Origin of the sequence: Tsuneonella amylolytica (assembly GCF_003626915.1) — a bacterium.
GTDB classification, from domain to species: Bacteria; Pseudomonadota; Alphaproteobacteria; order Sphingomonadales; family Sphingomonadaceae; genus Tsuneonella; species Tsuneonella amylolytica.
Map to the genome: position 1 here is coordinate 1,527,350 of NZ_CP032570.1, position 20,776 is coordinate 1,548,125.

Annotated in this window: 25 protein-coding genes; 19 read left to right on the forward strand and 6 right to left on the reverse strand. The window is 68.6% G+C overall.

Annotation, left to right across the window (positions count from 1 at the left end; genetic code table 11):
• The first annotated feature begins 66 nt into the window (after nt 1-66).
• Entirely contained in the window at nt 67-486 is a 420-nt protein-coding gene (locus D4766_RS07510; RefSeq protein WP_120718124.1) for a MerC domain-containing protein, read from the forward strand.
• Nucleotides 458-1,456: a sulfur carrier protein ThiS gene (thiS, locus tag D4766_RS07515; RefSeq protein WP_120716897.1), complete on the forward strand. Its 999-nt coding sequence runs from the start codon at nt 458-460 to the stop codon at nt 1,454-1,456. The genes D4766_RS07510 and thiS overlap by 29 nt, the downstream gene beginning before the upstream one ends.
• 57 nt (nt 1,457-1,513) lie before the next feature.
• Here thiS and D4766_RS07520 read toward each other — a convergent pair whose 3' ends face one another.
• Entirely contained in the window at nt 1,514-2,362 is an 849-nt protein-coding gene (locus D4766_RS07520; protein ID WP_120716898.1) for a hypothetical protein, read from the reverse strand.
• Nucleotides 2,363-2,556: 194 nt separating this feature from the next.
• Here D4766_RS07520 and D4766_RS07525 point away from each other — a divergent pair, with 194 nt between their 5' ends.
• The 3 genes from D4766_RS07525 to D4766_RS13795 are packed head-to-tail and all read left to right on the forward strand — an operon-like array spanning nt 2,557 to nt 4,807.
• Entirely contained in the window at nt 2,557-3,084 is a 528-nt protein-coding gene (locus D4766_RS07525; RefSeq protein WP_120716899.1) for a hypothetical protein, read from the forward strand.
• 48 nt (nt 3,085-3,132) lie between these two features.
• Nucleotides 3,133-4,242 carry a calcium:cation antiporter gene (locus tag D4766_RS07530; RefSeq protein WP_120716900.1) on the forward strand — a complete coding sequence of 370 codons (1,110 nt, stop codon included), beginning with the start codon at nt 3,133-3,135 and terminating at the stop codon, nt 4,240-4,242.
• Nucleotides 4,243-4,282: 40 nt separating this feature from the next.
• Nucleotides 4,283-4,807, forward strand: coding sequence for a hypothetical protein (locus D4766_RS13795; protein WP_162935701.1), 525 nt, complete (start codon nt 4,283-4,285; stop codon nt 4,805-4,807).
• Between the two features lie 3 nt (nt 4,808-4,810).
• Here D4766_RS13795 and D4766_RS07545 read toward each other — a convergent pair whose 3' ends face one another.
• The 3 genes from D4766_RS07545 to D4766_RS07555 all read right to left on the reverse strand — a co-directional run bounded on the left by D4766_RS07545 (nt 4,811) and on the right by D4766_RS07555 (nt 9,449).
• The gene (locus D4766_RS07545) at nt 4,811-6,607 is read right to left on the reverse strand and encodes an AMP-dependent synthetase/ligase (protein WP_120716903.1); all 1,797 of its coding nucleotides are present in this window, start codon (nt 6,605-6,607) and stop codon (nt 4,811-4,813) included.
• An 87-nt stretch (nt 6,608-6,694) separates the two neighbouring features.
• Nucleotides 6,695-8,413 (reverse strand): gamma-glutamyltransferase, encoded by a 1,719-nt coding sequence (ggt, locus tag D4766_RS07550; protein WP_120716904.1) that lies wholly within the window; start codon nt 8,411-8,413, stop codon nt 6,695-6,697.
• Nucleotides 8,414-8,423: 10 nt separating this feature from the next.
• Nucleotides 8,424-9,449: a quinone-dependent dihydroorotate dehydrogenase gene (locus tag D4766_RS07555; protein WP_120716905.1), complete on the reverse strand. Its 1,026-nt coding sequence runs from the start codon at nt 9,447-9,449 to the stop codon at nt 8,424-8,426.
• 369 nt (nt 9,450-9,818) lie between these two features.
• Here D4766_RS07555 and D4766_RS07560 point away from each other — a divergent pair, with 369 nt between their 5' ends.
• The 13 genes from D4766_RS07560 to D4766_RS07615 are packed head-to-tail and all read left to right on the forward strand — an operon-like array spanning nt 9,819 to nt 18,257.
• Nucleotides 9,819-10,811: a helix-turn-helix domain-containing protein gene (locus tag D4766_RS07560; RefSeq protein ID WP_120716906.1), complete on the forward strand. Its 993-nt coding sequence runs from the start codon at nt 9,819-9,821 to the stop codon at nt 10,809-10,811.
• A 51-nt stretch (nt 10,812-10,862) separates the two neighbouring features.
• Nucleotides 10,863-11,270 (forward strand): RrF2 family transcriptional regulator, encoded by a 408-nt coding sequence (locus tag D4766_RS07565; protein ID WP_120716907.1) that lies wholly within the window; start codon nt 10,863-10,865, stop codon nt 11,268-11,270.
• Nucleotides 11,267-12,739: a Fe-S cluster assembly protein SufB gene (sufB, locus tag D4766_RS07570; RefSeq protein WP_120716908.1), complete on the forward strand. Its 1,473-nt coding sequence runs from the start codon at nt 11,267-11,269 to the stop codon at nt 12,737-12,739. Before D4766_RS07565 ends, sufB begins: the two co-directional genes overlap by 4 nt.
• Nucleotides 12,736-13,104 carry a hypothetical protein gene (locus tag D4766_RS13800; RefSeq protein WP_162935702.1) on the forward strand — a complete coding sequence of 123 codons (369 nt, stop codon included), beginning with the start codon at nt 12,736-12,738 and terminating at the stop codon, nt 13,102-13,104. The genes sufB and D4766_RS13800 overlap by 4 nt, the downstream gene beginning before the upstream one ends.
• Complete coding sequence (locus D4766_RS07575) at nt 13,101-13,634, forward strand: endonuclease domain-containing protein (protein ID WP_120716909.1); 534 nt, start codon at nt 13,101-13,103, stop codon at nt 13,632-13,634. The genes D4766_RS13800 and D4766_RS07575 overlap by 4 nt, the downstream gene beginning before the upstream one ends.
• Nucleotides 13,631-13,960: a hypothetical protein gene (locus tag D4766_RS07580; RefSeq protein WP_120716910.1), complete on the forward strand. Its 330-nt coding sequence runs from the start codon at nt 13,631-13,633 to the stop codon at nt 13,958-13,960. Before D4766_RS07575 ends, D4766_RS07580 begins: the two co-directional genes overlap by 4 nt.
• On the forward strand, nt 13,953-14,693 hold the full coding sequence (gene sufC / locus D4766_RS07585) for a Fe-S cluster assembly ATPase SufC (protein ID WP_120716911.1): 741 nt from the start codon (nt 13,953-13,955) through the stop codon (nt 14,691-14,693). The genes D4766_RS07580 and sufC overlap by 8 nt, the downstream gene beginning before the upstream one ends.
• Nucleotides 14,690-15,109 carry a hypothetical protein gene (locus D4766_RS07590; protein ID WP_120716912.1) on the forward strand — a complete coding sequence of 140 codons (420 nt, stop codon included), beginning with the start codon at nt 14,690-14,692 and terminating at the stop codon, nt 15,107-15,109. Before sufC ends, D4766_RS07590 begins: the two co-directional genes overlap by 4 nt.
• Nucleotides 15,106-15,486 carry a hypothetical protein gene (locus D4766_RS07595; RefSeq protein WP_120716913.1) on the forward strand — a complete coding sequence of 127 codons (381 nt, stop codon included), beginning with the start codon at nt 15,106-15,108 and terminating at the stop codon, nt 15,484-15,486. Before D4766_RS07590 ends, D4766_RS07595 begins: the two co-directional genes overlap by 4 nt.
• On the forward strand, nt 15,483-16,220 hold the full coding sequence (locus tag D4766_RS07600; RefSeq protein WP_325049067.1) for a SufD family Fe-S cluster assembly protein: 738 nt from the start codon (nt 15,483-15,485) through the stop codon (nt 16,218-16,220). The genes D4766_RS07595 and D4766_RS07600 overlap by 4 nt, the downstream gene beginning before the upstream one ends.
• A 5-nt stretch (nt 16,221-16,225) precedes the next feature.
• Nucleotides 16,226-17,404 carry an aminotransferase class V-fold PLP-dependent enzyme gene (locus tag D4766_RS07605; RefSeq protein WP_120718125.1) on the forward strand — a complete coding sequence of 393 codons (1,179 nt, stop codon included), beginning with the start codon at nt 16,226-16,228 and terminating at the stop codon, nt 17,402-17,404.
• Nucleotides 17,401-17,904, forward strand: coding sequence for an SUF system Fe-S cluster assembly protein (locus D4766_RS07610; protein ID WP_120716914.1), 504 nt, complete (start codon nt 17,401-17,403; stop codon nt 17,902-17,904). The genes D4766_RS07605 and D4766_RS07610 overlap by 4 nt, the downstream gene beginning before the upstream one ends.
• Nucleotides 17,901-18,257 carry a HesB/IscA family protein gene (locus tag D4766_RS07615; RefSeq protein ID WP_120716915.1) on the forward strand — a complete coding sequence of 119 codons (357 nt, stop codon included), beginning with the start codon at nt 17,901-17,903 and terminating at the stop codon, nt 18,255-18,257. The genes D4766_RS07610 and D4766_RS07615 overlap by 4 nt, the downstream gene beginning before the upstream one ends.
• Before the next feature lie 311 nt (nt 18,258-18,568).
• On the opposite strand, the gene D4766_RS07620 is transcribed toward D4766_RS07615, so the two are convergent.
• Complete coding sequence (locus tag D4766_RS07620; RefSeq protein ID WP_407701490.1) at nt 18,569-19,000, reverse strand: hypothetical protein; 432 nt, start codon at nt 18,998-19,000, stop codon at nt 18,569-18,571.
• Complete coding sequence (locus D4766_RS07625) at nt 18,997-19,692, reverse strand: EI24 domain-containing protein (protein WP_194955750.1); 696 nt, start codon at nt 19,690-19,692, stop codon at nt 18,997-18,999. Before D4766_RS07625 ends, D4766_RS07620 begins: the two co-directional genes overlap by 4 nt.
• 142 nt (nt 19,693-19,834) lie before the next feature.
• Here D4766_RS07625 and D4766_RS07630 point away from each other — a divergent pair, with 142 nt between their 5' ends.
• Nucleotides 19,835-20,776: an adenosine kinase gene (locus tag D4766_RS07630; protein ID WP_120718129.1), complete on the forward strand. Its 942-nt coding sequence runs from the start codon at nt 19,835-19,837 to the stop codon at nt 20,774-20,776.

Sequence of the window (20,776 nt, forward strand, 5' to 3'; positions counted from 1 at the left end):
GCAAGGCGGGATGCAATGTCCGCGCTTGCGTAACGATACAGCGTTACATACATTGCCCGGCAAGCCATGGCCAACAGCTTCATCACCTCGATTCGGGGCAATCTCGACCGCGCCGGCATTACGCTGAGCGCGCTGTGCGTGGTGCACTGCCTCGCCACGATCGTGCTGGTGAGCGCGCTCGGCATCGGGGGCAGCGTGTTCTCCAATCCGATCATCCACGAAGCGGGCCTGGCGCTCGCGATGATCGTCGCAGCCGCCGCGATCGGCCTCGGCGCGCTGCGCCACCGCCGCCCGCTGCCGTTCGTCACCGCGATGACCGGCCTCAGCTTCATGGGCGGCGCGCTGGCCGTACCGCACGGGTTCGAGGAGGCGGTGCTGACGATCATCGGCGTCGGCCTGGTTTCGGCGGGCCATATCCTCAACTTGCGCGCCTGCCGCTGTTCGCTATCTGGTGCGGATGCCTGCAGCACTGACCCTCACCGTTAACGGCGAAAGCCGCCGCACCGCTTCCGCCACGGTTGCCGACCTCGTCCGCGAGATCGGGCTCGACCCGGCCAAGGTCGCGGTGGAGCACAACGGCGAGATCGCCCCCCGCTCCACCCTGGACAGCGCCGCGCTGGCTGACGGCGACAGGCTGGAGATCGTTCATTTCGTGGGCGGGGGCGACCATTCCGCACCCGATGCTTCCGACGATTGCTGGGAAGTCGCCGGGCACCGGTTCACCAGCCGCCTGATCGTCGGCACCGGCAAGTACCGCGATTTCGCGCAGAACGCCGCCGCGCTCGAAGCCTCGGGCGCCGAAATCGTCACCGTCGCGGTGCGGCGGGTGAACATCTCGGACCCAAGCCAGCCGGTCCTGATGGACTACATCGACCCGAAAAAGGTCACATACCTGCCCAACACCGCCGGGTGCTTCACCGCCGATGAGGCGATCCGCACGCTGCGGCTGGCGCGCGAGGCGGGGGGCTGGGACCTCGTGAAGCTGGAAGTGCTGGGCGAGGCACGCACGCTCTATCCGGACATGCGCGAAACGCTGAAGGCATGCGAGGTGCTCAGCAACGAAGGCTTCAAGCCGATGGTCTACTGCACCGACGATCCGATCGCGGCGCAGCAGCTCGAACAGGCGGGGGCGGTCGCGGTCATGCCGCTCGGCGCGCCGATCGGCAGCGGCCTCGGCATCCAGAACCGCGTCACCATCCGGCTGATCGTGGAAGGCGCGAAAGTGCCGGTGCTGGTCGATGCCGGCGTCGGCACCGCGAGCGACGCGGCAGTGGCGATGGAGCTCGGCTGCACCGGCGTGCTGATGAACACCGCCATCGCCGAAGCGAAGGACCCGATCCGAATGGCGCGCGCCATGAAGCTGGCGGTGGAGGCCGGGCGCAACGCCTACCTCGCCGGGCGCATGGGCACGCGAAAGTACGCCGATCCCAGCAGCCCGCTGGCGGGATTGATCTGACGATTTCATGCAGGCCCGGCGGTTCCTGTCCGCCGGGCCTGCGTTGCCCGGGGCCGGTTACTTCCGGGTGGCAGTGTACGACGTCTTCTCGCCGCTGCGGGGATCGGTCGAGGAGTAGGTCAGCGTGTTGCCGGCGACCGTGAAGTCGCTCACGCCCACTTCCTTTCCTTTCAGCTTCGAGACCATGCGATAGGTGTTGTCGCCGGTCTTGGTCAGCGCAACGGTTCCGCCGGCCACGTCGCCGACGACCGGCGTATCGCTCCCGTCGAACTTGGCATCCCAACTGTAGCCGTCGCCGCTGGTCATCTTGAGCCCGTCGGGGGTGGAGGCGAACGTCACCGTCATCGCCTCCTCGCTCAGCTTGTCCATTTTCGCCATCTGCCATTTGCCGGAGATCGCGTGCGCGCCGGCGGGCGCATCGCCCACGCGGTTCATCGTCGAACTACCGGTGACCGGCTTGGCATCCTTGTTGGAGGTGTCGGTGAAGGTGCGCGTCAGGGTCTTGCCGTCGGGCGACACGCTCATCACCGTGCTGCCGAGCGCCAGATCGCCGCGCCGGGTGCTCATCGTGATCTGCCGATAGTTGTCGACCTTGACCGCGACCGCGTCGGACACGTCGCGCCCGGCGACATCGTGGAACGCGCCATCGGCCGCGACCGTCAGCGGCGGCGTGCAGTTGGCGCAAGTATAGGTGCCGTCGGCCAGGACGATATCCATCGGCTTGCCTTCGAACTTGCCGGAATCGAGGTCGATGACCCAGGTGCCGTCGATGCCGGCGCCGGTCGCGACCGAGTTCGACGAAGCCGTCGGGGCGGTCGGGGCGGTCTCGGCAGTTGCCGTCTGGTCGCATCCACTCAGGGACGCTGCAAGCGCCAGCGACGCCGCGGTAACGAGTACGTGCTTCATGATTTCCTCCCGTGATGAACCGATTGAACACGCGACCCCTTATGGGCCGGGCGCAGAATCGCTGCGGGAGCGGTGGTGCGTCAGGCGCGCGCAGTTACGCCCGCCACCGGAATTTCGGCAAGGTCGAAAATCACGGCTAACGCCGAATTAACCAATGTGCGCGATCCTTCGATGGCAACAGGGGGTATCGGGCCATGGCCGTCACCAATGCCGCGTCGATGACGATCTCGGAGATGCGCGAGTTCGCGAGCTTCTCCGCCGCCGAACAGCGCTACATCCGCCGCAGCCTCGACATCGGGCTGGGCCGGCAGGACGCCTTCAAGCTGTGGGCCCGCAGCGCCGACGAGAACGCCGCGATCCGCAGCCAGTACGTCGCCTACCAGGACCTGAAGCTGCTACGCGCGGGCGTCCCTGCCGAAACCGGCTTCGAATGCATCGAAGGGTTCATCGGCAAGCTGACCCGGGTGGCCGCGTTCGACCTGGCGCAGGAGCGGATCGAGAGCTTCTCGGCCTTCCGCTTCCTCTACGAACGGCTGCTGGGCGCCGATGCGCGGCCCTGGCTGCCGAGCGCGTTCTGCGCCGCCGCCGCGCTGCCGCAGATCCGCCCGGGCCGGCGCAAGATGCTCCTGCAATCGCTCAGCGAAGCGGCCGCCACCGCGCCGGGCTGGAGCGACCGCGCGCCCAGTTTCTATCCCGAGTACATCGAACGCGAAGCGGCCTGACGCGCTGGCGTGTTGGCACGGGCGTGCCCGGCGGCTAGCACGTTTGGCATGAACCAGCCCGCGCCCCCGGCCGCCACCCCCGCCACCCTGTTCGGCCTCAGCCCCTGGGCGGTCGCCGCGCCGGTGCTGGCGATCGGCGCGCTTCTCTTCGGCAAGCCTGAAACGCTCCTTCCCGCGCTGATCGCGGGCATCCTGCTGGCCGGAGCGATCATGGCCGCGGTCTATCACGCCGAAGTGCTGGCGCACTATCTGGGCGAACCGTTCGGCACGCTCACGCTGGCGCTCGCCGTCACCGTGATCGAGGTGTCGCTGATCGTTTCGATCATGCTGGGCGGCGGCGACGGGGTGCAGTCGCTGGCGCGCGACACGCTGATGGCGGCCCTGATGATCACGATCAACGGAATCGTCGGCCTCTGCCTGCTGGCGGGCGGGCGCCGCCATCACGAACAGAGCTATACCCAGTCGGGGGTCAGCGCGGGCCTGGCGATGCTGGCGACCCTGTCGGTCCTCGTCCTGATATTGCCGAACTACACCGTCACCGCGCCGGGCGCGTTCTACAGCGCCAAGCAGTTGGTGTTCGTGGCCGCGGTATCGCTGGTCGTCTATGCCACGTTCGTGCTGGCGCAGACGATCCGGCACCGCGACCACTTCCTCCACCACATCGAGGAGGCTGACGACCACGCGCACGAAGCGCCGGTGCCGCGCGCGAAGGCGGTGGCGGCGGCCGGCGTGCTGCTGGTGGCGCTGGTCGCGGTGGTCCTGCTGGCCAAATCCCTGTCGCCCATGATCGAGGCGGGCGTGGCCGCGGCGGGCGCCCCGCGCGCGCTTGTCGGCATCATCATCGCCGCCCTCGTGCTCGCACCCGAAGGATTCGCCGCCTACCGCGCCGCCAAGGCCAACCGGGTCCAGACGAGCCTCAACCTCGCCATCGGTTCGGCGCTGGCGGCCATCGGCCTGACCATCCCGGCGGTCGCCGCGGTGGCGCTGCTGCTCGGGCTCGACCTCGAGCTGGGGCTGTCGCCCAAGGGAGTGGTGCTGCTCGCGCTGACCTTGCTGGTCGCCTCGCTCACGCTGGGTCGGGGGCGCACGACGATCGTCCAGGGGGTGATCCACCTCGTTCTTTTCGCCACCTATCTTTTCACCACCATCGTGCCGTGACGGGAAGGATCGCTTAAGCTTTGCCTGCCAGACCGGCCGGGTGAGCGCACCGGTCGACCATGGCAGTTTCCGCGACCGGCTCGGCGATCCGCTCGTCGTGACCGCGAACTTGTGGCGCGGGGCGATGATCGAGCGGTTCGCGCGGATCGAGTTCTTCGTCGACCGGACGCTCGAGGCCTGCGCGGTGGCGGGGATCGCCGCCCGCTCGCACGCGAGCGATCATTTTCCGGTCAAGCGTATCGAAGAGCTGCTGGAGGCCTTGCGGGACGAGCGACTGGGCGCCTCTGCCGGACCTGCCGCCACGCTCCTCGAAGCGGTGAAGAAGGACTGGGACCGGCGCAACGGGTTGTGCCACGGGCGGATGCGCGTTCGGCCCGCCTCGGCCCGGCTGGACTGGACCTGCTACCGCAAGCAGGAGCGGACACCGCAGTCCAGAACGCTGACATGGGCCGACATGCTCACCGAACTGACGAAACTGGATCACGACCAGCGGCGGCTCGGCTGCCTGCTCGGCAGCGTCGACAGGGCCTGCCGCGACCTCGCGCCAGTCTCACCGCCCGCCTGACCGCTAGCCCTTGTACAGCGAGTCCAGTCGCGCGCCGTAGCGTTCGCGGATCTTGTGCCGCCGGATCTTGAGGCTGGGGGTCAGTTCCTCGTTGTCGGTGCTGAACGGTTCGTCGGCGAGGGCGAACTGGCGGACCTTCTCGATCACCGACAGATCCTGATTCGTCCGGTCGACCGCGGCGCGCACGGCGGAGCGGAATTCGGGCAGGTCGGCGAGGTTCCTGCAGTCGAACTTCTTGCCGTTGGCCTGGCACCATTCGACCATCCAGTCGGCATCGGGCACGATCAGCCCGACAAGGTAGGGCCGCTTGTCGCCGCTCACCATCGCCTGCGCGATTTCCGGCTGCAGGGTCAGCATCCCCTCGACCTTCTGCGGCGCGACGTTGTCGCCCTTGTCGTTGACGATCATGTCCTTCTTGCGGTCGGTGATGACGATCCGCCCCCGATCGTCGAGGTGGCCGATATCGCCGGTGTGCAGCCAGCCGTCCTTCAACGCCCGGTCGGTTTCGGCCTGGTTGCGCCAGTACCCGTGCATCACGAGTTCGCCGCGGCAGAGGATCTCGCCATCCTCGGCGATGCGGATTTCCACCCCGCGCATCGGCGGCCCGACGGTATCCATCTTGATGCCCGCGCGCGGCCGGTTGCACGAAATCACCGGCCCCGCCTCGGTCTGGCCGTAGCCCTGCAGCACCGTCAGCCCCATCGCGTCGAAGAAGTTGCCGACCTCTGGATTGAGCGGCGCGCCGCCCGAGACCATCGCCTTCACCCGGCCGCCGAAGCGCGCGCGGATCTTCGGGCGAAGCAGCCGGTCGACGACGAGGTCCATCGGCCGGTCGCGCAGGCGCTTCTTCGGATGCCCGGCAATCTCGAGCGCGCGGGTCATCAGGTAATTCGGCACCTTGCCCTGCTTTTCGACCGTTTTCATGATCCGCGTGCGCAGCACCTCGAACAGACGCGGGACGACGACCATGATCGTGGGCCGCGTTTCCTCGATGTTGCTGGCGAGCTTCTCCAGCCCTTCGGAATAGTAGATTTCCGCCCCGCAGGCGATCGGCAGGTACTGGCCGCCGGTATGCTCGTAGGCGTGGCTGAGCGGCAGGAACGAGAGAAACCGCTCGTCGTCTTCGAGGCCGAAGTCCTCCTGCAGGATCGCGCCTGCGCCGGCCACGTTGCACAGGATCGCGCCGTGGTGCTGCAACACCCCGCGCGGCGCGCCGCCGGTGCCGCTGGTGTAGATGATGCAGGCGGTGTCGCCGCGCCCGATCCGTCCGATGCGCGCCTCGACCGCTTTGCGCGCCGCAGCCGGGTGGCCTTCCAGCAGCCTGTCCCACATGTGGCAGGCGATCTGCCCGCCCTGGTACTGGCGGATGCCGTCGATGGCGACGACGTGTTCGGCGATGCCGGTGCGCATCATCGCCGGGATCAGCGGGCGCGACAGCTTCTCGTTGGAGACGATCACCGCCCGCGCGCCCGAATTGTCGAGGATGTGCTGGTGGTCGCGTTCGGTATTGGTGACGTAGGCCGGCACCGTGATGCAGCCCGCCGCCATGATGGCGAGGTCGGCGATGCACCATTCGGGCCGGTTCTCGCTGACCAGCGCCACCCGGTCGCCATCCTCGAGGCCCAAGCTGCGCAACGCTTCGGCCAGCAGGCACACCTTGCCTGCGACCTCGCTCCAGCTCTCGGTCTGCCAGGTGCCGCCCTTCTTCGCGCCCAGGAACGGCCGCGACTGCCGCGCGTCGGCGCGTTTCAGGAAGAGTTCGACCAGATTGTTGGCGGAATCGATATCGCTCAACTGCAACGCCGCAAGCTCCTGCTCCTGACCCGTATCCGTGCCGCCGTTGCGGTCGCGCGCAGGCTTAGGCCCGTGCCGCCGTAGCGGCAAGCGTCAGGGATTGATCAGCATCTTCTCGATCCGCGGATCGCGCGCCGATTGCCAGGTACCGTCCTTGCGGCGGACGAGCGCGTTGCCCTTGATCGGGGCAGGCCCGGCGACGAGGCCGGTGTGCCCGAGCGCGGCGAGCTGCGGGATCGCCCCTTCCAGCCAGGTACCGGTTTCCACCAGCGTGCGGTCCCCCGTCGCCATCGCGAAGGGCAGGCCCAGCGCCTGCTCGGCATTCATGCCGAAATCGATCGCCCCGATGATCGCGCGCACTGTGGTGACCGGGATCGTCGCCCCGCCTGCCGCGCCCACCACCATGAACGGGCGGCCCCTGGGGTCCCACACCACCATCGGCGCCATCGAACTGCGCGGGCGCTTGCCCGGCTCCACCCGGTTGGCGACCGGGCGGCCGTCGATCTCGGGCGAGCGGCTGAAGTCGGTGAGTTCGTTGTTGAGGAAGAAACCGCCGCTCGTCAGGCCCGATCCGAACGGGCTTTCGATGGTGGAAGTGTAACTCGCCATGTTGCCCGCCGCGTCGGCAACCGCGAAATGCGAGGTGCCGTTCTCCTCCGGCTCGTCGCCGTCCGCCAGTGCCGTCTGCGCGCCAGCCGGGCTGCCCGGCTGCGGGCTGGCGATCGTCGTGGTGCGGCCGATCAGCTTCGATCGCGCCTTGAGATAAGCCGGATCGATCAGCCCCGCGACCGGGACCGAGACGAAATCGCTGTCGGCGAGATAGAGCTCGCGGTCGGCGTAGGCGAGGCGCTGCGCCTCGAGCAACAGGTGCCATGTCTCGACGTCGTTCGGCCCCATCCGCTCGAGGTCGAACGGTTCGAGCATTCCGAGGATCTGGAGGATCGCCACGCCGCCCGATGTCGGCGGGCCCATGCCGCACAGGCGATACCCGCGATACCGGCCGCAGACCGGTGCGCGCTCCTTCGCGTCGTAGCCGGCAAGGTCGGACGCGGTCATCGGCCTGGGGCGCGGGGTTGCGGCGGCGACGGTCTTCGCCAGCGCCTCGGCACGCGGGCCGCTGTAGAACGCCTGTGGGCCGGCCGCGGCGATCGCCTCCAGCGTTCCGGCGAGCTCCGGATTCCGCACCAGCGTGCCGCTCGGCATCGGGTCGCCGTTGCGGTCGTAGAACAAGGCGCGGCCGGCCTGTGTCCAGCCGGCGACTTCCGAATAGTCGGTCAGCGCGGCCGTGAGGCGGGGATTCGTCTCGAACCCGTCGCGGGCGAGCGCGATGGCGGGCTGGAACAATGCGGCCCACGGCAGCTTGCCGTGCTCGGCATGGGCCTTGGCGGCGAGTGCGACGTTGCCGGGCACGCCCACGCTAAGCCCGCTCTTCACCGATTCGCGAAACGGGGGAAGAGAGCCGTTCGTATCGAGGAACCAGCCGGGGAAGGCGCCCGCCGGGGCCTTCTCGCGGCCGTCGTAGGTGGTGGCGCTGCCGTCCGCCGTTCCGCGCACGAGGAAACCGCCGCCGCCGATGCCCGAGCTCTGCGGCTCGACCACGGTGAGCGCCAGCATGACCGCGATCGCCGCGTCGGTGGCGCTGCCGCCCTGGCGCAGGATCGCCTCGCCCGCGGCCTGCGCGCGCGGGTCGGCCGCACTGACCGCGCCCACGTACGTGGACGGGGTTGCCGGCGTGGTGGCGGCAGGAACGGTGGTGCAGGCGGCCGCGAAGAGCGGCAGCGGGGCGATGGCAAGGGCGAAACGGCGCAACATGGCGCCGGTGCTACTCGCTCCCGACCGCCTCGGCAATCGAGGCGAACCCGTCGCGGCGCATCAGCCCGTCGAGTTTGCGCACGATGCGGCGGGCAAGGCCCGGCCCTTCGTAGACCAGCGCGCTGTAGAGCTGGACGAGAGCGGCGCCCGCGCGGATGCGGGCCCAGGCGTCTTCGGCGGTGGCGATGCCGCCTACCCCGACCAGCGGCAGCGCGTCGCCGGCGACGGCACGGAACCGGCGAAGCTGGCCGAGCGCCGCGTCGCGCAGGGGCGCGCCCGACAGGCCGCCCGTCTCGCCCGCGTGGCGGGAGGCGAGCGGCGGGCGCGCGATGGTCGTGTTCGAGACGATCAGCGCGGCGATGAAGTTGTCGATGGCGGCGCGCACGATGCGTTCGTGGTCGCCGTCCGCAAGGTCCGGGGCGACCTTGAGGAACACCGGGGGGTCGCCCGCGCGCCGGTCGGCGGCGATGGCGGAGAGGAGGGACGCAAGCTCGCCTTCGGCCTGGAGGTCGCGCAGGCCCGGAGTGTTGGGGGAACTGATGTTGACCGTGAGGTAGTCGGCGAAGGGCGCGAAGGTGCGGATGCCGGCAAGGTAGTCCGCGATGCGGTCGGCCGCATCCTTGTTCGCGCCGACGTTGATGCCCAGGACTCCCCGGCGCGGACGGTCGGCGAGGCGTTCGAGCACCGCATCGGCGCCGTCGTTGTTGAACCCCATGCGGTTGATGACCGCCCGGTCCTCGCGCAGGCGGAACAGGCGGGGCTTCGGGTTGCCGGCCTGAGGGCGGGGGGTGATCGACCCGCATTCCACGAAACCGAAGCCCAGCCCCAGCATCGCGTCCGGCACTTCGGCGTTCTTGTCGAACCCCGCGGCGAGGCCGACCGGGTTGGGAAAGGCGATGCCGGCAACTTCGGTCCGCAAGGGGCCGGGCGCGGCGGGCGGCAGGGCGGGTGCGAATCGCAAGGCCGCGATCGTCATGCGGTGGGCGCGTTCGGGATCGATTGCGAAGAGTGCCGGTGCGGCCAGGCGGTAGAGCATCGGGCAGGGGCTATGGCCGGGCGCACGGACGATGTCGAGCGAGGCGAATCAATGGCTTCGATACGACCGTTTCGGACCGGATTAATCGCCGGCCGTCTGGGGAACGCAGGGCGAACAGAACGTATCGCGTCGCTTTCATACAATCCGATCGGGCGCGAATCCGGTATTCGACCACCTGCGACCCGAAGGGCTCGGGCCATTACATGTGGCATCGAGTTCTCCACTTAAAGGGCGGTTCCGGTTTCGGTCGGGGCCGCCCTCTTTTCGTTTGTTACGGTCGGCGGCTGTCGCGTCCTTACATTGCATCTGCCGGAACCAGGCCTATGTGGCGGCTCGACCCGGGTCGCGAACGGGGAGAACGATGCTGCCATGACTGCGACGGTCGTCGATGCCGGCGAAGCGCGCGCCGCGACCGGGCCGGACGCGGTGGGCGGGGCCGCGCTCACGCCGCAGTCGCTCATACGGCTCGACTACTTCCCGCCCGATCCCGATCTCGCGCCTTACATCACCACGTTCTACCTGTTCCGCTGCGACGAAGCGGTGATTCGCGACATCCAGCCCGCTTCGCCCGGGCACCTCCATGTCTATCTCGCCGGCGAAGGGACGTTGCACTTTCCGGGCGGGCGCGACGAGCGGGCGCACCCGGTTTCGCTGATGGGCCCGATGACGGCTGCCGCGCCGTTCACGGTCACCGGCACCTTCCATACGGTGGGCGCGGTGCTCGCCCCGCTCGGCTGGGCGGCGCTCACCGGCCTCCATGCGTCGGAAAATGCCGACCGACTGCTCGATGCGGTGACGATCTTCGGGCCCGAGGCCGCGGCGATGGGCGAGCGCGTGCGCGCGCTCTACGCCGCCGACCCCGATGGCAGCGGCGCGGCGATGGCGGCCGAGATCGCCGCCTTCATCCGCGCGCGGCTGGGGCCCCTGCCGGACAAACACGTCGCACTGGTCAGGGCGACGGTCGACTGGATGGGCACCTCACTCGACCCGAAGGTCGAGGATCTCTACGCCCGGCTCGATTATTCCCCCCGCCAGGTCCAGCGGCTGGTCGCGTGCTATTTCGGGTCGAACCCGACGCACCTTGCGCGCAAGTATCGCGCCACGCGGGTCGCCGCGCTGCTCGCCCAGCCGGGCATCGACGATCACGCGGTGGCCGCGCTCACCGATCATTTCTACGACCAGCCGCACATGATCCGCGAAATCCGCGAATTCATCGGACGCACGCCCGCGCGCCTCGGAAAGGGAGACGCGCCGATCCTGGAAGCGGTCGTCAACGTGCGCAACTTCGTGCAGATCAAGCCGCACATCGCGCCGTTGCCGGAAGACCTCGCACCGGTTGAAAAGGACGCCGACGACGCCTAGGTGGCAATTCGGAACGAAACGGTCCGAATTGAACCCCCAAGGTTTTCCGCAGTGCGCCTGTCCAACTTCGCCGACTATGCCGTCGTCACCATGAGTGCCGCCGCCCGCCACTGCGGCGGCGCGCGCACGAGTGCGGGCGAACTGGCGATCGAGACCGGGCTGCCGGCGCCCACGGTGGCCAAGGTGGTGAGCAAGCTCACCGCGGCGGGCCTGCTGCGATCGGTCCGCGGGGCGAAGGGCGGGCTGCAGCTCGCGCGTCCGGCGGCGGCCATCAGCCTCGCCGACATTGTCGAGGCGGTGGAAGGGCCGATCGCGCTCGCCGCCTGCATCGAGGGCGAAGACTGCGCCGCCCACCACGATTGCCGGGTGCGCCCGCACTGGCCGATCGTCAACGAAACCTTGCGCGGCGCGCTGGCGGGCGTCCCGCTCACGCGCCTATCGCAACAGGAGCCGGCATGACCGAAGACGTCCAACTCCGCGACCAGGCCGCGCACGACGCGGCGGCCCGCGCGGCCGACTACGAACACGGCTGGTCGGCCGAGATCGATACCGAGTTCGCCGAAAAGGGCCTCACCGAAGACACCGTCCGCTTCATCAGCGCCAAGAAGGGCGAGCCCGAATGGATGCTCGAGTGGCGGCTGAAGGCGTTCCGCCTGTGGCAGACGATGGCCGAGCCCGACTGGGCCAAGCTCGGCTACCCCGAGATCGATTACCAGGACGCCTATTACTACGCCGCCCCGCGCAAGAAGCCGGAGCTCGATTCGCTCGACGACCTCGATCCCGAGATCAAGGCGGTTTACGACAAGCTCGGCATCCCGCTGGGCGAACAGGAAGTGCTCGCGGGCGTCCGCAAGGTCGCGGTCGACGCGGTGTTCGATTCGGTCAGCGTGGCGACCAGCTTCCGCGCCGAGCTCGAGCGCGCGGGCGTGATCTTCCGCTCCATCTCCGAGGCGATCCGCGAATATCCCGAACAGGTGAAGAAGTGGCTCGGCAAGGTGGTGCCGCAGCACGACAACTACTTCGCGACGTTGAACAGCGCGGTCTTCTCCGACGGGACCTTCGTCTACATCCCCGAGGGCGTGCGCTGCCCCATGGAGCTCAGCACCTATTTCCGCATCAATGCGGAGAATACCGGACAGTTCGAACGCACGCTGATCGTGGCCGAGAAGGGCAGCTACGTCAGCTATCTCGAAGGCTGCACCGCGCCGATGCGCGACGAGAACCAGCTCCACGCCGCGGTGGTGGAACTGGTCGCGATGGAAGATGCCGAGATCAAGTACTCGACCGTGCAGAACTGGTACCCCGGCGACGCGAACGGCAAGGGCGGGATCTACAACTTCGTCACCAAGCGCGCGCTGTGCCAGGGCGCGCGCAGCAAGGTGAGCTGGACCCAGGTCGAAACCGGCAGCGCGGTGACGTGGAAGTACCCGAGCTGCGTGCTCAACGGGAAGGATTCGGTCGGCGAGTTCTACTCGGTCGCGGTCACCAACAACTTCCAGCAGGCCGACACCGGCACCAAGATGATCCACAACGGCAGCGGCAGCCGCTCGACGATCATCTCGAAGGGCATTTCGGCTGGCAAGAGCGACAACACCTACCGCGGCCTCGTCCGCGTCGCCGCCAATGCGGACGGCGTGCGCAACTTCACCCAGTGCGATTCTCTCCTGCTCGGCGACAAGTGCGGCGCGCACACCGTGCCCTATATCGAGGTCAAGAACCCCACCGCGCAGATCGAACACGAGGCGACGACCAGCAAGATCAGCGACGATCAGCTGTTCTACGCCATGCAGCGCGGGCTCGGGCAGGAGGAAGCGGTGGCGCTGATCGTCAACGGCTTCGCCAAGGACGTGCTGAAGGAACTTCCGATGGAATTCGCTGTCGAGGCGCAGAAGCTGCTGGCGATCTCGCTCGAGGGGAGCGTGGGGTGAAGGTGCTTCGCGTTGCTCTTTGCGTTCTAGCCTTCTCAATAAGTCCGGCTTTGCTTGCACAAGATGCGGATTGGCAGCGAATCGGAGAGGCCCGAAACGCGGCTGCGTACTGCGTCGTCAGCCACGCAGTGCGGCTTGATGATAAGCAAACATCGCCGGAAATCATCGCTCGCGGTGCATTCCGCTCCTGCAAGCCGCAAGTTGAGAGCTTTACGGCTGTTTTTGAAGCGAAGGCCGTTAAGATGATTCCGACTGATCCGATGGGAACTCGCGCTTCGGAAATTCAGCGGCAACTTGATCCTATTTTGCAAGATATGCAGGACTTGGCGATGCAAGCAGTGCTTGAGCATCGGGTAAAAAAGTGACCGACCGCAAAACCCTCCAGCTCCGCTCGCCCGACGAGACCGCCGATGCCGAACCCGCGATCAAGAAGAAGGGGCGCGGGTGGGAAATCTCGGAAAAGCGGCTCGATGCGCTGCACGACATGGCGCGCGAGAAGCGGCGGCATTCGACGCCGGCGCACAAGGCGCTCGCCGAGCGGTTCGCCAAGGCCGACCTCGGCAAGTGGAAGTTCACCCGCCACGCGGTGATCGGCAGTGCAATCGTCGACTTCGGCAGCCCCACGCTCGGCATGGCGATCATGCTCGACGAAGAGGGCGACGATCCGGTGCTGTCGAAGCGCCGCGACAAGAGCCTCGAGGCGGTGGGGGTGCGCGTGATGCGGATCGCCGCGGCCGACGTGCTGGCGGACATGGACGCCGTCCTTGCCCGCATCACCGCCGGCATGCGGATGCGCATCGCCGACAAGAAGACCCGCGCGCGCGAACACGCCGCGGCCAATCCGAACCAGGCATACGAGCGGCCGAACCGCCGGCCACGGGAGAACCGCGAATGATCCGCCCCTTCTTCTTTGCAGCGCTGGCTCTCGGCCTCGCAGCCCCGGCGGCCGCCGGCGACTTCGACGATGCCGCCCTCGAATCACGCCTGCGCGGGTGCCTGCTCGCGGGGTCGAATTCGGCTGTAGAGGGCGACCTGCGCACGAAGGTCGCCGAAGTGCGTGCGTTCTGCGGCGCGCAAATCGGCAAGGTCCGCGAGAAACGCACCGCCGGCCTGTCGCGCACCGAGAAGGCCGAGGCCATCCGCGCGCTCGATTACGAGATCGCCCGGGCGATCGCCGGATTCGCCGGCAAGACCACCGACCTGAAAGATATCGATGCTTGAGATTACCGACCTCACCGCCACCGTCGGCGACACCGAGATCCTGCGCGGCCTGACGCTGAGCGTGGGCGCGGGCGAGGTGCACGCGATCATGGGTCCCAACGGCGCGGGCAAGTCGACGCTCGCCTACGTGCTGGGCGGCCGTCCCGGGTACGAGGTGACCGGCGGCAGCGTCCTGTTCGATGGCGAGAACCTGCTCGCGATGGACCCGCACGAACGCGCCGCGGCAGGGTTCTTCCTCGGCTTCCAGTATCCGGTCGAGATTCCCGGCGTCTCCAACGTCCAGTTCCTGCGCGAGGCATTGAACAGCCAGCGCAAGGTGCGGGGCCAGGACCCGCTGACCGGCGGGGAGTTCCTGAAGCTCGCCAAGGACAAGGCGGGCCTGCTGAAGCTCGACATGGACATGATGAAGCGCAACGTGAACGTCGGCTTCTCGGGCGGCGAGAAGAAGCGCAACGAGATGGTCCAGATGGGCGTGCTCGATCCGAAGTTCGCCGTGCTCGACGAAACCGACAGCGGCCTCGATATCGATGCGCTCAAGACCGTGGGCGAAGGCATCAACGCGATCATGCGCAGCCCCGACAAGGCGGTGCTCCTGATCACCCACTACCAGCGGCTGCTCGACTACGTGCGGCCCGACAAGGTTCACATTCTCGCGCGGGGGCGCATCGTCAAAACCGGGGGACCCGAACTCGCGCTCGAACTCGAGCGCGAAGGCTATGAGGCTGCCGTATGACCATCCTGACCGCACTCCTCCTGATGGGCGCGCAAGGCGCCGCCGCGCCCCAGGCCATCGATCCGTCCACGATCGACCCGAAGGTGGCCGAGCAGGTGCCGATCATCGCCGGCAAGCTGCAGGACTGGCGCGGCGCGTGGGGCGCGGTGGACGGCAAGCTCGGCTGCAAGACGGTGAAATCGACCGGCGATGCCGAGATCGACGTGATCGGCTGCGCGGCGCTGATCGAATGCGTCGGCCCGGCCTACCCGGCCCTGAAGACGATCGCCGACGGGGCCGACACCGCCGACGTCAAGAAGCGCAAGATCGGCGAGAAGCTGGCGACCCTCAATCCGTGCCTCAAGGAGAAGCGCGGCCTCGGCATCGCGCAGCTCGCCCTGAAGCGCGGCGCTTCCGCCCGAAAGGACGGCGCGTGATCCTCGCCGCGATCCTTCTTTCGGCCACCGGTCCCGCCGCGGCTGCCCCGCTCGCCGCCGTCCCCGACGACGAGATCGTCGTGATGGCGCGCAAGCTGAAGACGTGGCGCGGGAGCTGGGGCAGCAAGAAGGGCGTCTTCTCCTGCTCCACGAAGCGGTCGACCGGCGATGCCGAGATCGACGCGATCGGCTGTGCGGCCATCGACCACTGCGTGCGCCCGCGGGTGCCGGAATTCCAGGCGATCGCCGATGCGAAGCTGCCGAAAGCGGAGCGCAATCGCCGCATGAATGCGCTGTCGCAGTCGCTGCTGCCGTGCATGGATGCCCGGCACCAGTCCGGTATCGAGGCGCTGGCCGACCGGAGGGCCGTATCGTGACGCTCGCCACCCTTCCGACCACCCGCCACGAGGATTGGCGCTACGCCGACGGCACTGCGCTGTCGGCGCTCGCGCCCCATTCGCTTGACGATTGGCACAAGGCCGTGCTCGCACCGGGCGAGACGCGGTCGAAGGACCTGCTGCTCGATGCCGCGCATCCGGGCGTCCACCGCGTTCGGCTGGACGTGGGCGCGGGCGCGCGGGCGGAAATCTTCGCGGTCTTGAGCGCCAACGAATACACCCGGCTGGAAGTCGAGGTGACCTTGCGCGAAGGCGCGCACTTCGAACTGGGCGGCGTGACGATCGGCGGCAGAAACGCGGTGCGCGAGATCGTGACCCGCGTGAACCATGCCGAACCCGGCGGCACCAGCAACCAGGTCGTGCGCAGCGTCCACTGGGGCACGGCGACGGGCAACTTCCTCGGCCGGATCGGCGTCGCCCGCGACGCGCAGCGGACCGATGCCGGGCAAAGCTTCAAGGCATTGCTCCTCGAACGCGGGGCGAGCGCCAACACAAAGCCCGAGTTGGAAATCTTCGCCGACGACGTGAAGTGCGCCCACGGCGCCGCGATCGGCCAGATGGACGAAGCCGCCCGGTTCTACATGGCGAGCCGCGGTCTGTCGCCGGAAGCGGCCAAGGCGCTGCTCGTGCGCGCCTTCGTGGCCGACGCGTTCGTCGAGCATGCACAGCCCGACGCGCTGCTCGAAGCCGCGCTGGGCGAGCTCGACCGGTGAACGTGATGCCGACCACCAGCCGCAAGGCGGACTTCCCCGGCCTCGTGGGGCGGGACGGGCAGCCGTGGCATTACCTCGATACCGCGGCCACGGCGCAGAAGCCGCAGGCGGTGATCGACGCGGTCTCCCGCGCGATGGGCACGGACTACGCGACCGTGCACCGCGGCGTCTACGGCCGCTCGGCCGAGATGACGCTGGGCTACGAAGCGGCGCGGCGGCGGGTTGCAGCCTTTGTCGGCGGGCGCGAGGAGGAGATCGTCTTCACCCGCGGCGCGACCGAGGCGATCAACCTCGTCGCCTACGCCTGGCCCGACAAGGGCCGCGTGCTGCTGAGCCAGCTCGAACACCATTCGAACATCGTGCCCTGGCAGCTTGCCGGATGGCAGGTGGACGTGTGCCCGCTGACCGGTGACGGGCGGATCGATCTGGACGCGGCGGAAGCGATGCTGACGCCCGAGCACACGATGGTAGCCTTCGCGCACGTCTCGAACGTCCTCGGCTCAACGCTCGACGCCCGGCGCGCGGCGTACCTTGCCCATGCGGTCGGCGCGAAGCTGCTGCTCGACGGATGCCAGGCCGTGCCGCGGATGCCGGTCGACGTCGCCGCGCTCGATTGCGATTTCTATGCCTTCAGCGCGCACAAGCTCTACGGCCCGACCGGCATCGGCGCGCTGTGGGGCCGGGCGGACCTGCTTGCCGCGATGACGCCGTGGCAGGGCGGCGGCGCGATGATCGACCGGGTGGCGTTCACGGGCACGACCTACGCCCCGCCGCCCCAGCGGTTCGAGGCGGGCACGCCTGCGATCGTGGAAGCGATCGGGTTCGCGGCGGCCTGCGACTACGTCGACGGGATCGGCCGCGAGGCGATTGCCCGGCACGAGGCGGACCTCGCGCGCTCGCTGCGCGAAGCCCTCCAGCCGATGAACGACGTGACGCTGTTCGGGCCGGAAGACAGCGCCGGGATCGTCAGCTTCGCGATTGGCGACATCCACCCGCACGATCTCGGCACGATCCTCGACGAGGAGAACGTCGCGATCCGCGCCGGCCACCACTGCGCACAGCCGCTGATGGACCACCTCGGCGTGCCCGCCACCGCGCGGGCGAGCTTCGGCCTCTACAGTTCGCAGGACGATATCGACGCACTGGTGCGCGGGATCGAGCGCGCGAGAAGGATTTTCGGATGAGTACCGACGAAGACACCAAAAAGACGTGGGTCGCCGCGCCCGCCCCGAACGAAGAGCTCGTAAAGCCGCCGCGGGCGATGGTGTCCGACGCGGTCGACGAAACGGAGACCCCGCGCGAGACGTTCGAGCGCAAGCGCGATTACCTCGAGGGTTTCCTCGCTAAGAAGCCCGAGGTCGCCCACGCCGGCGAACCGGGCGGCGACCTCTACGAGGCGGTGGTCGAGGCGCTGAAAGAAATCTACGATCCGGAAATCCCGGTGAACATCTACGACCTCGGCCTCATCTACGCGGTCGAGGTCAGCGACGAGGCCGATGCGAAGGTCACCATGACGCTGACCACCCCGCACTGCCCGGTCGCCGAATCGATGCCGGCCGAAGTCGAACTGCGCGTGGGCGCGGTACCGGGCGTGCGCGATTCGGAAGTCGCGCTGGTGTGGGACCCGCCGTGGGGCCCCGACAAGATGACCGACGAAGCGCGGCTGGAGCTGGGAATGCTATGACCGATACGAAAACCCGCCAGCGGCCCGCAGCCGTCAACCTTACGCCAGCTGCCGAAGCTCGTGTGGCTGACCTTATGGCCAGGGCGCCCGAAGGGGCGATCGGGGTCAAGCTGTCGACCCCGCGCCGGGGCTGTTCGGGTCTCGCCTACTCGGTCGACTACGTCAGCGAGGAAGCCGGCTTCGACGAGAAGATCGAGACGCCGGGCGGCACCTTCTACATCGACGGGGCGAGCGTGCTCTACCTCGTCGGCAGCACGATGGACTGGGTGGAGGACGACTTTACCGCCGGGTTCGTGTTCGCCAATCCCAACGCCAAGGGCGCGTGTGGCTGCGGCGAGAGTTTCATGGTCTAATTCGCCATGCCCCGCCCCGACCCCCTACCTGCGGACGGTGCACCCGTCGGATGTGTGCCGCCCTTCGAAACGCCCGAGCAAGAGCTGGAAGTTCTGCGCGAAGCTCTTGCGCATGCGGAGCGCGTCCTGAAAGTCTTGGTGAAGGAACGAGACGGTTTGCTTGCGGAACTCCGCCGCGCAAACATCCGTCCGCAGGCGAGGCTTGGCCGGCGTAAGCCGCCCGAGGCAGGGCTACCCGTCCCCGCCGTTCCGCCGCGCGGGCCATTGCCGATGCAGGGCGGGGCCGAAGCGCCGCTCGACTTTTCGGCCGACTAGCTTCCCCGCAGCGCCCTGATGCAGGCGGCACGGTCGACGTCGAGGCCGTCGCTGGACCGGCGCGCGTCGACGTAGGTCGCGGTGGGAGTGCCGCCCGGGGCCGGCGGATAGAGATAGATGTCGAGCACGCAGGCATCGCCGGAGAACTGGAGCTTGCGCGCGTCCCCTTCCCACACGTCGAGACGCGGGGTGCCGAACTGGCGCTGCAAGGCGGACTGGTCGGCCCCGATGACCCCGTCCACGCCCGGCAGGCTCATGACCTTCGCCACGCGGAAAGTGCCGGTGGCCGGCGGCGCGGAAGGGCGCGTGGCGGGCACCGCGGTCGCGCGCGAGCCTGCGGACACGCCGGTGGAGGCGACTTTCGTGCCGGTGGTCGGGGCGCACGCGGCGAGTGTGGCCACGGCCAGCAGGAGGGCAGGTGTCTTCACGATCGGCCTTTTCTCGAATGGACGAGATGCGTCGCCATCGCCGCGCCCAACACGGGTGCGAGCAGGTTGGCGAACGGCACCAGCAGCATGCCCGCGACGATCCCGCCCAGCGCGAACCGCGTCAAGGCCGAAAGCGGCAGGGCGGCGGCGCTGCCCGACGAAGACGGTGGCGGACGGTGGCGCAGCCAGACCATATCGGTCAGCTCGCGCCCCAGCAGCCAGGCATTGATCGCCCAGAACCACACCGCGGTGCCGACACCCGTCACCAGCAGGAGAAGGCCCACCGGCAGCGCGACGAGGTTGACGAGCACCGCGCGCACGAGCCCGCGTACGGCGTTGCCCGCATCCTCGGCAAGCGGCAGCTCGCGCGCGCTCGCGGCTTCGGCTGGATAGTGCCGCGCCTCCACCGCCCGGACCACCGCGTCGGCGAAGAACTGCAGCACCGCCAGTGCGATCACGCGGAACAGCAGCCATCCCCCGACCACCGCGAGCAGCACGCCCGCCAGGCCGCCGAGCTCATCCCAGCCCGCGGCGTAGCGTTCGGCGAGGGCGGCCGTCCCGCGCCACGCGATGGCCGCCAGCGCGGCCACGATCGCAAGCGTGATGGCCATGCTTTTCGCCAGCACGCCGAGAATGCGCCGGTCGCCGAGCTGGCCGAGCGCGAGGGCGAAGGATCGGGCGATACCGGTCATATCGCCCTGCCTACCGCTTGGCCTCGGCGGCGCAAGCGGCTAGGCGCCCGGGGCTTTCGATACCCGAGGAATTCCAGTGACCGACACCCGCCCCGCGCCCAAGTACGACGTCATCGCCATCGGCAACGCCATCGTCGATATCATGGCCGCCAGCGACGACGCGACGATCGAGCGCCTGTCGCTCAGCAAGGGCGGGATGACGCTGGTCGATGCCGATGGCGCGGCGCGCCTTTACGAGGCGATGGGCCCGGCGAAGGAAATCTCCGGCGGCTCGGCAGCCAACACGCTCGCCGGGCTCGCGGCGCTCGGCAGCCGGTGCGCCTTCATCGGCCAGGTCGCCGACGATCAGTTCGGCCGCGTCTTTGCGCACGACATCCGCGCCGGCGGGATCGACTTCGAGACCCCGGTGCGCGGTGAAAGCGAGCCGCCGACCGCGCAGTGCCTGATCTTCGTCACGCCCGACGCGCAGCGCACGATGAACACCTTCCTCGGTGCCAGCCAGTACCTCCCCGCCGCCGCGCTCGACGAGGACCAGATCGCCGCGGCCCGCGTGCTCTATCTCGAAGGGTACCTGTGGGATCCGGAAGAACCGCGCGCCGCGATGCGCCGGGCGATCGATGCCGCGCGCGGGGCGGGGCGCGAGGTCGCCTTCACCCTGTCCGAAGTCTTCGTGATCGACCGCCACGGCGACGATTTCCGCACGCTCGTCGACGAAGGGTTGATCGACGTCCTCTTCGCCAACCACACCGAACTCGCCGCCCTGACGCGCGAGGACGATTTCGAAGCTGGCATCGCCGCGCTGCGCAACAAGGTACCGACACTGGTCGTCACCAAGGGGGCGGACGGCGCGGTGGCGGTGAAGGGCGGCGAGCGGGCCGAAGTCCCCGCCGAACCGACGAAAGTCGTCGACACCACCGGCGCGGGCGACCTGTTCGCCGCCGGCTTCCTGCACGGCCACGTGAACGGCGAACCGCTCGAGACATGCCTGCGCCGCGGCGCGATCTGCGCGGCCGAGATCATCAGCCACTACGGCGCCCGGCCCGAAGCAAACCTCGAAGCGCTGATGGCGGAAAAGCTGGGCTGA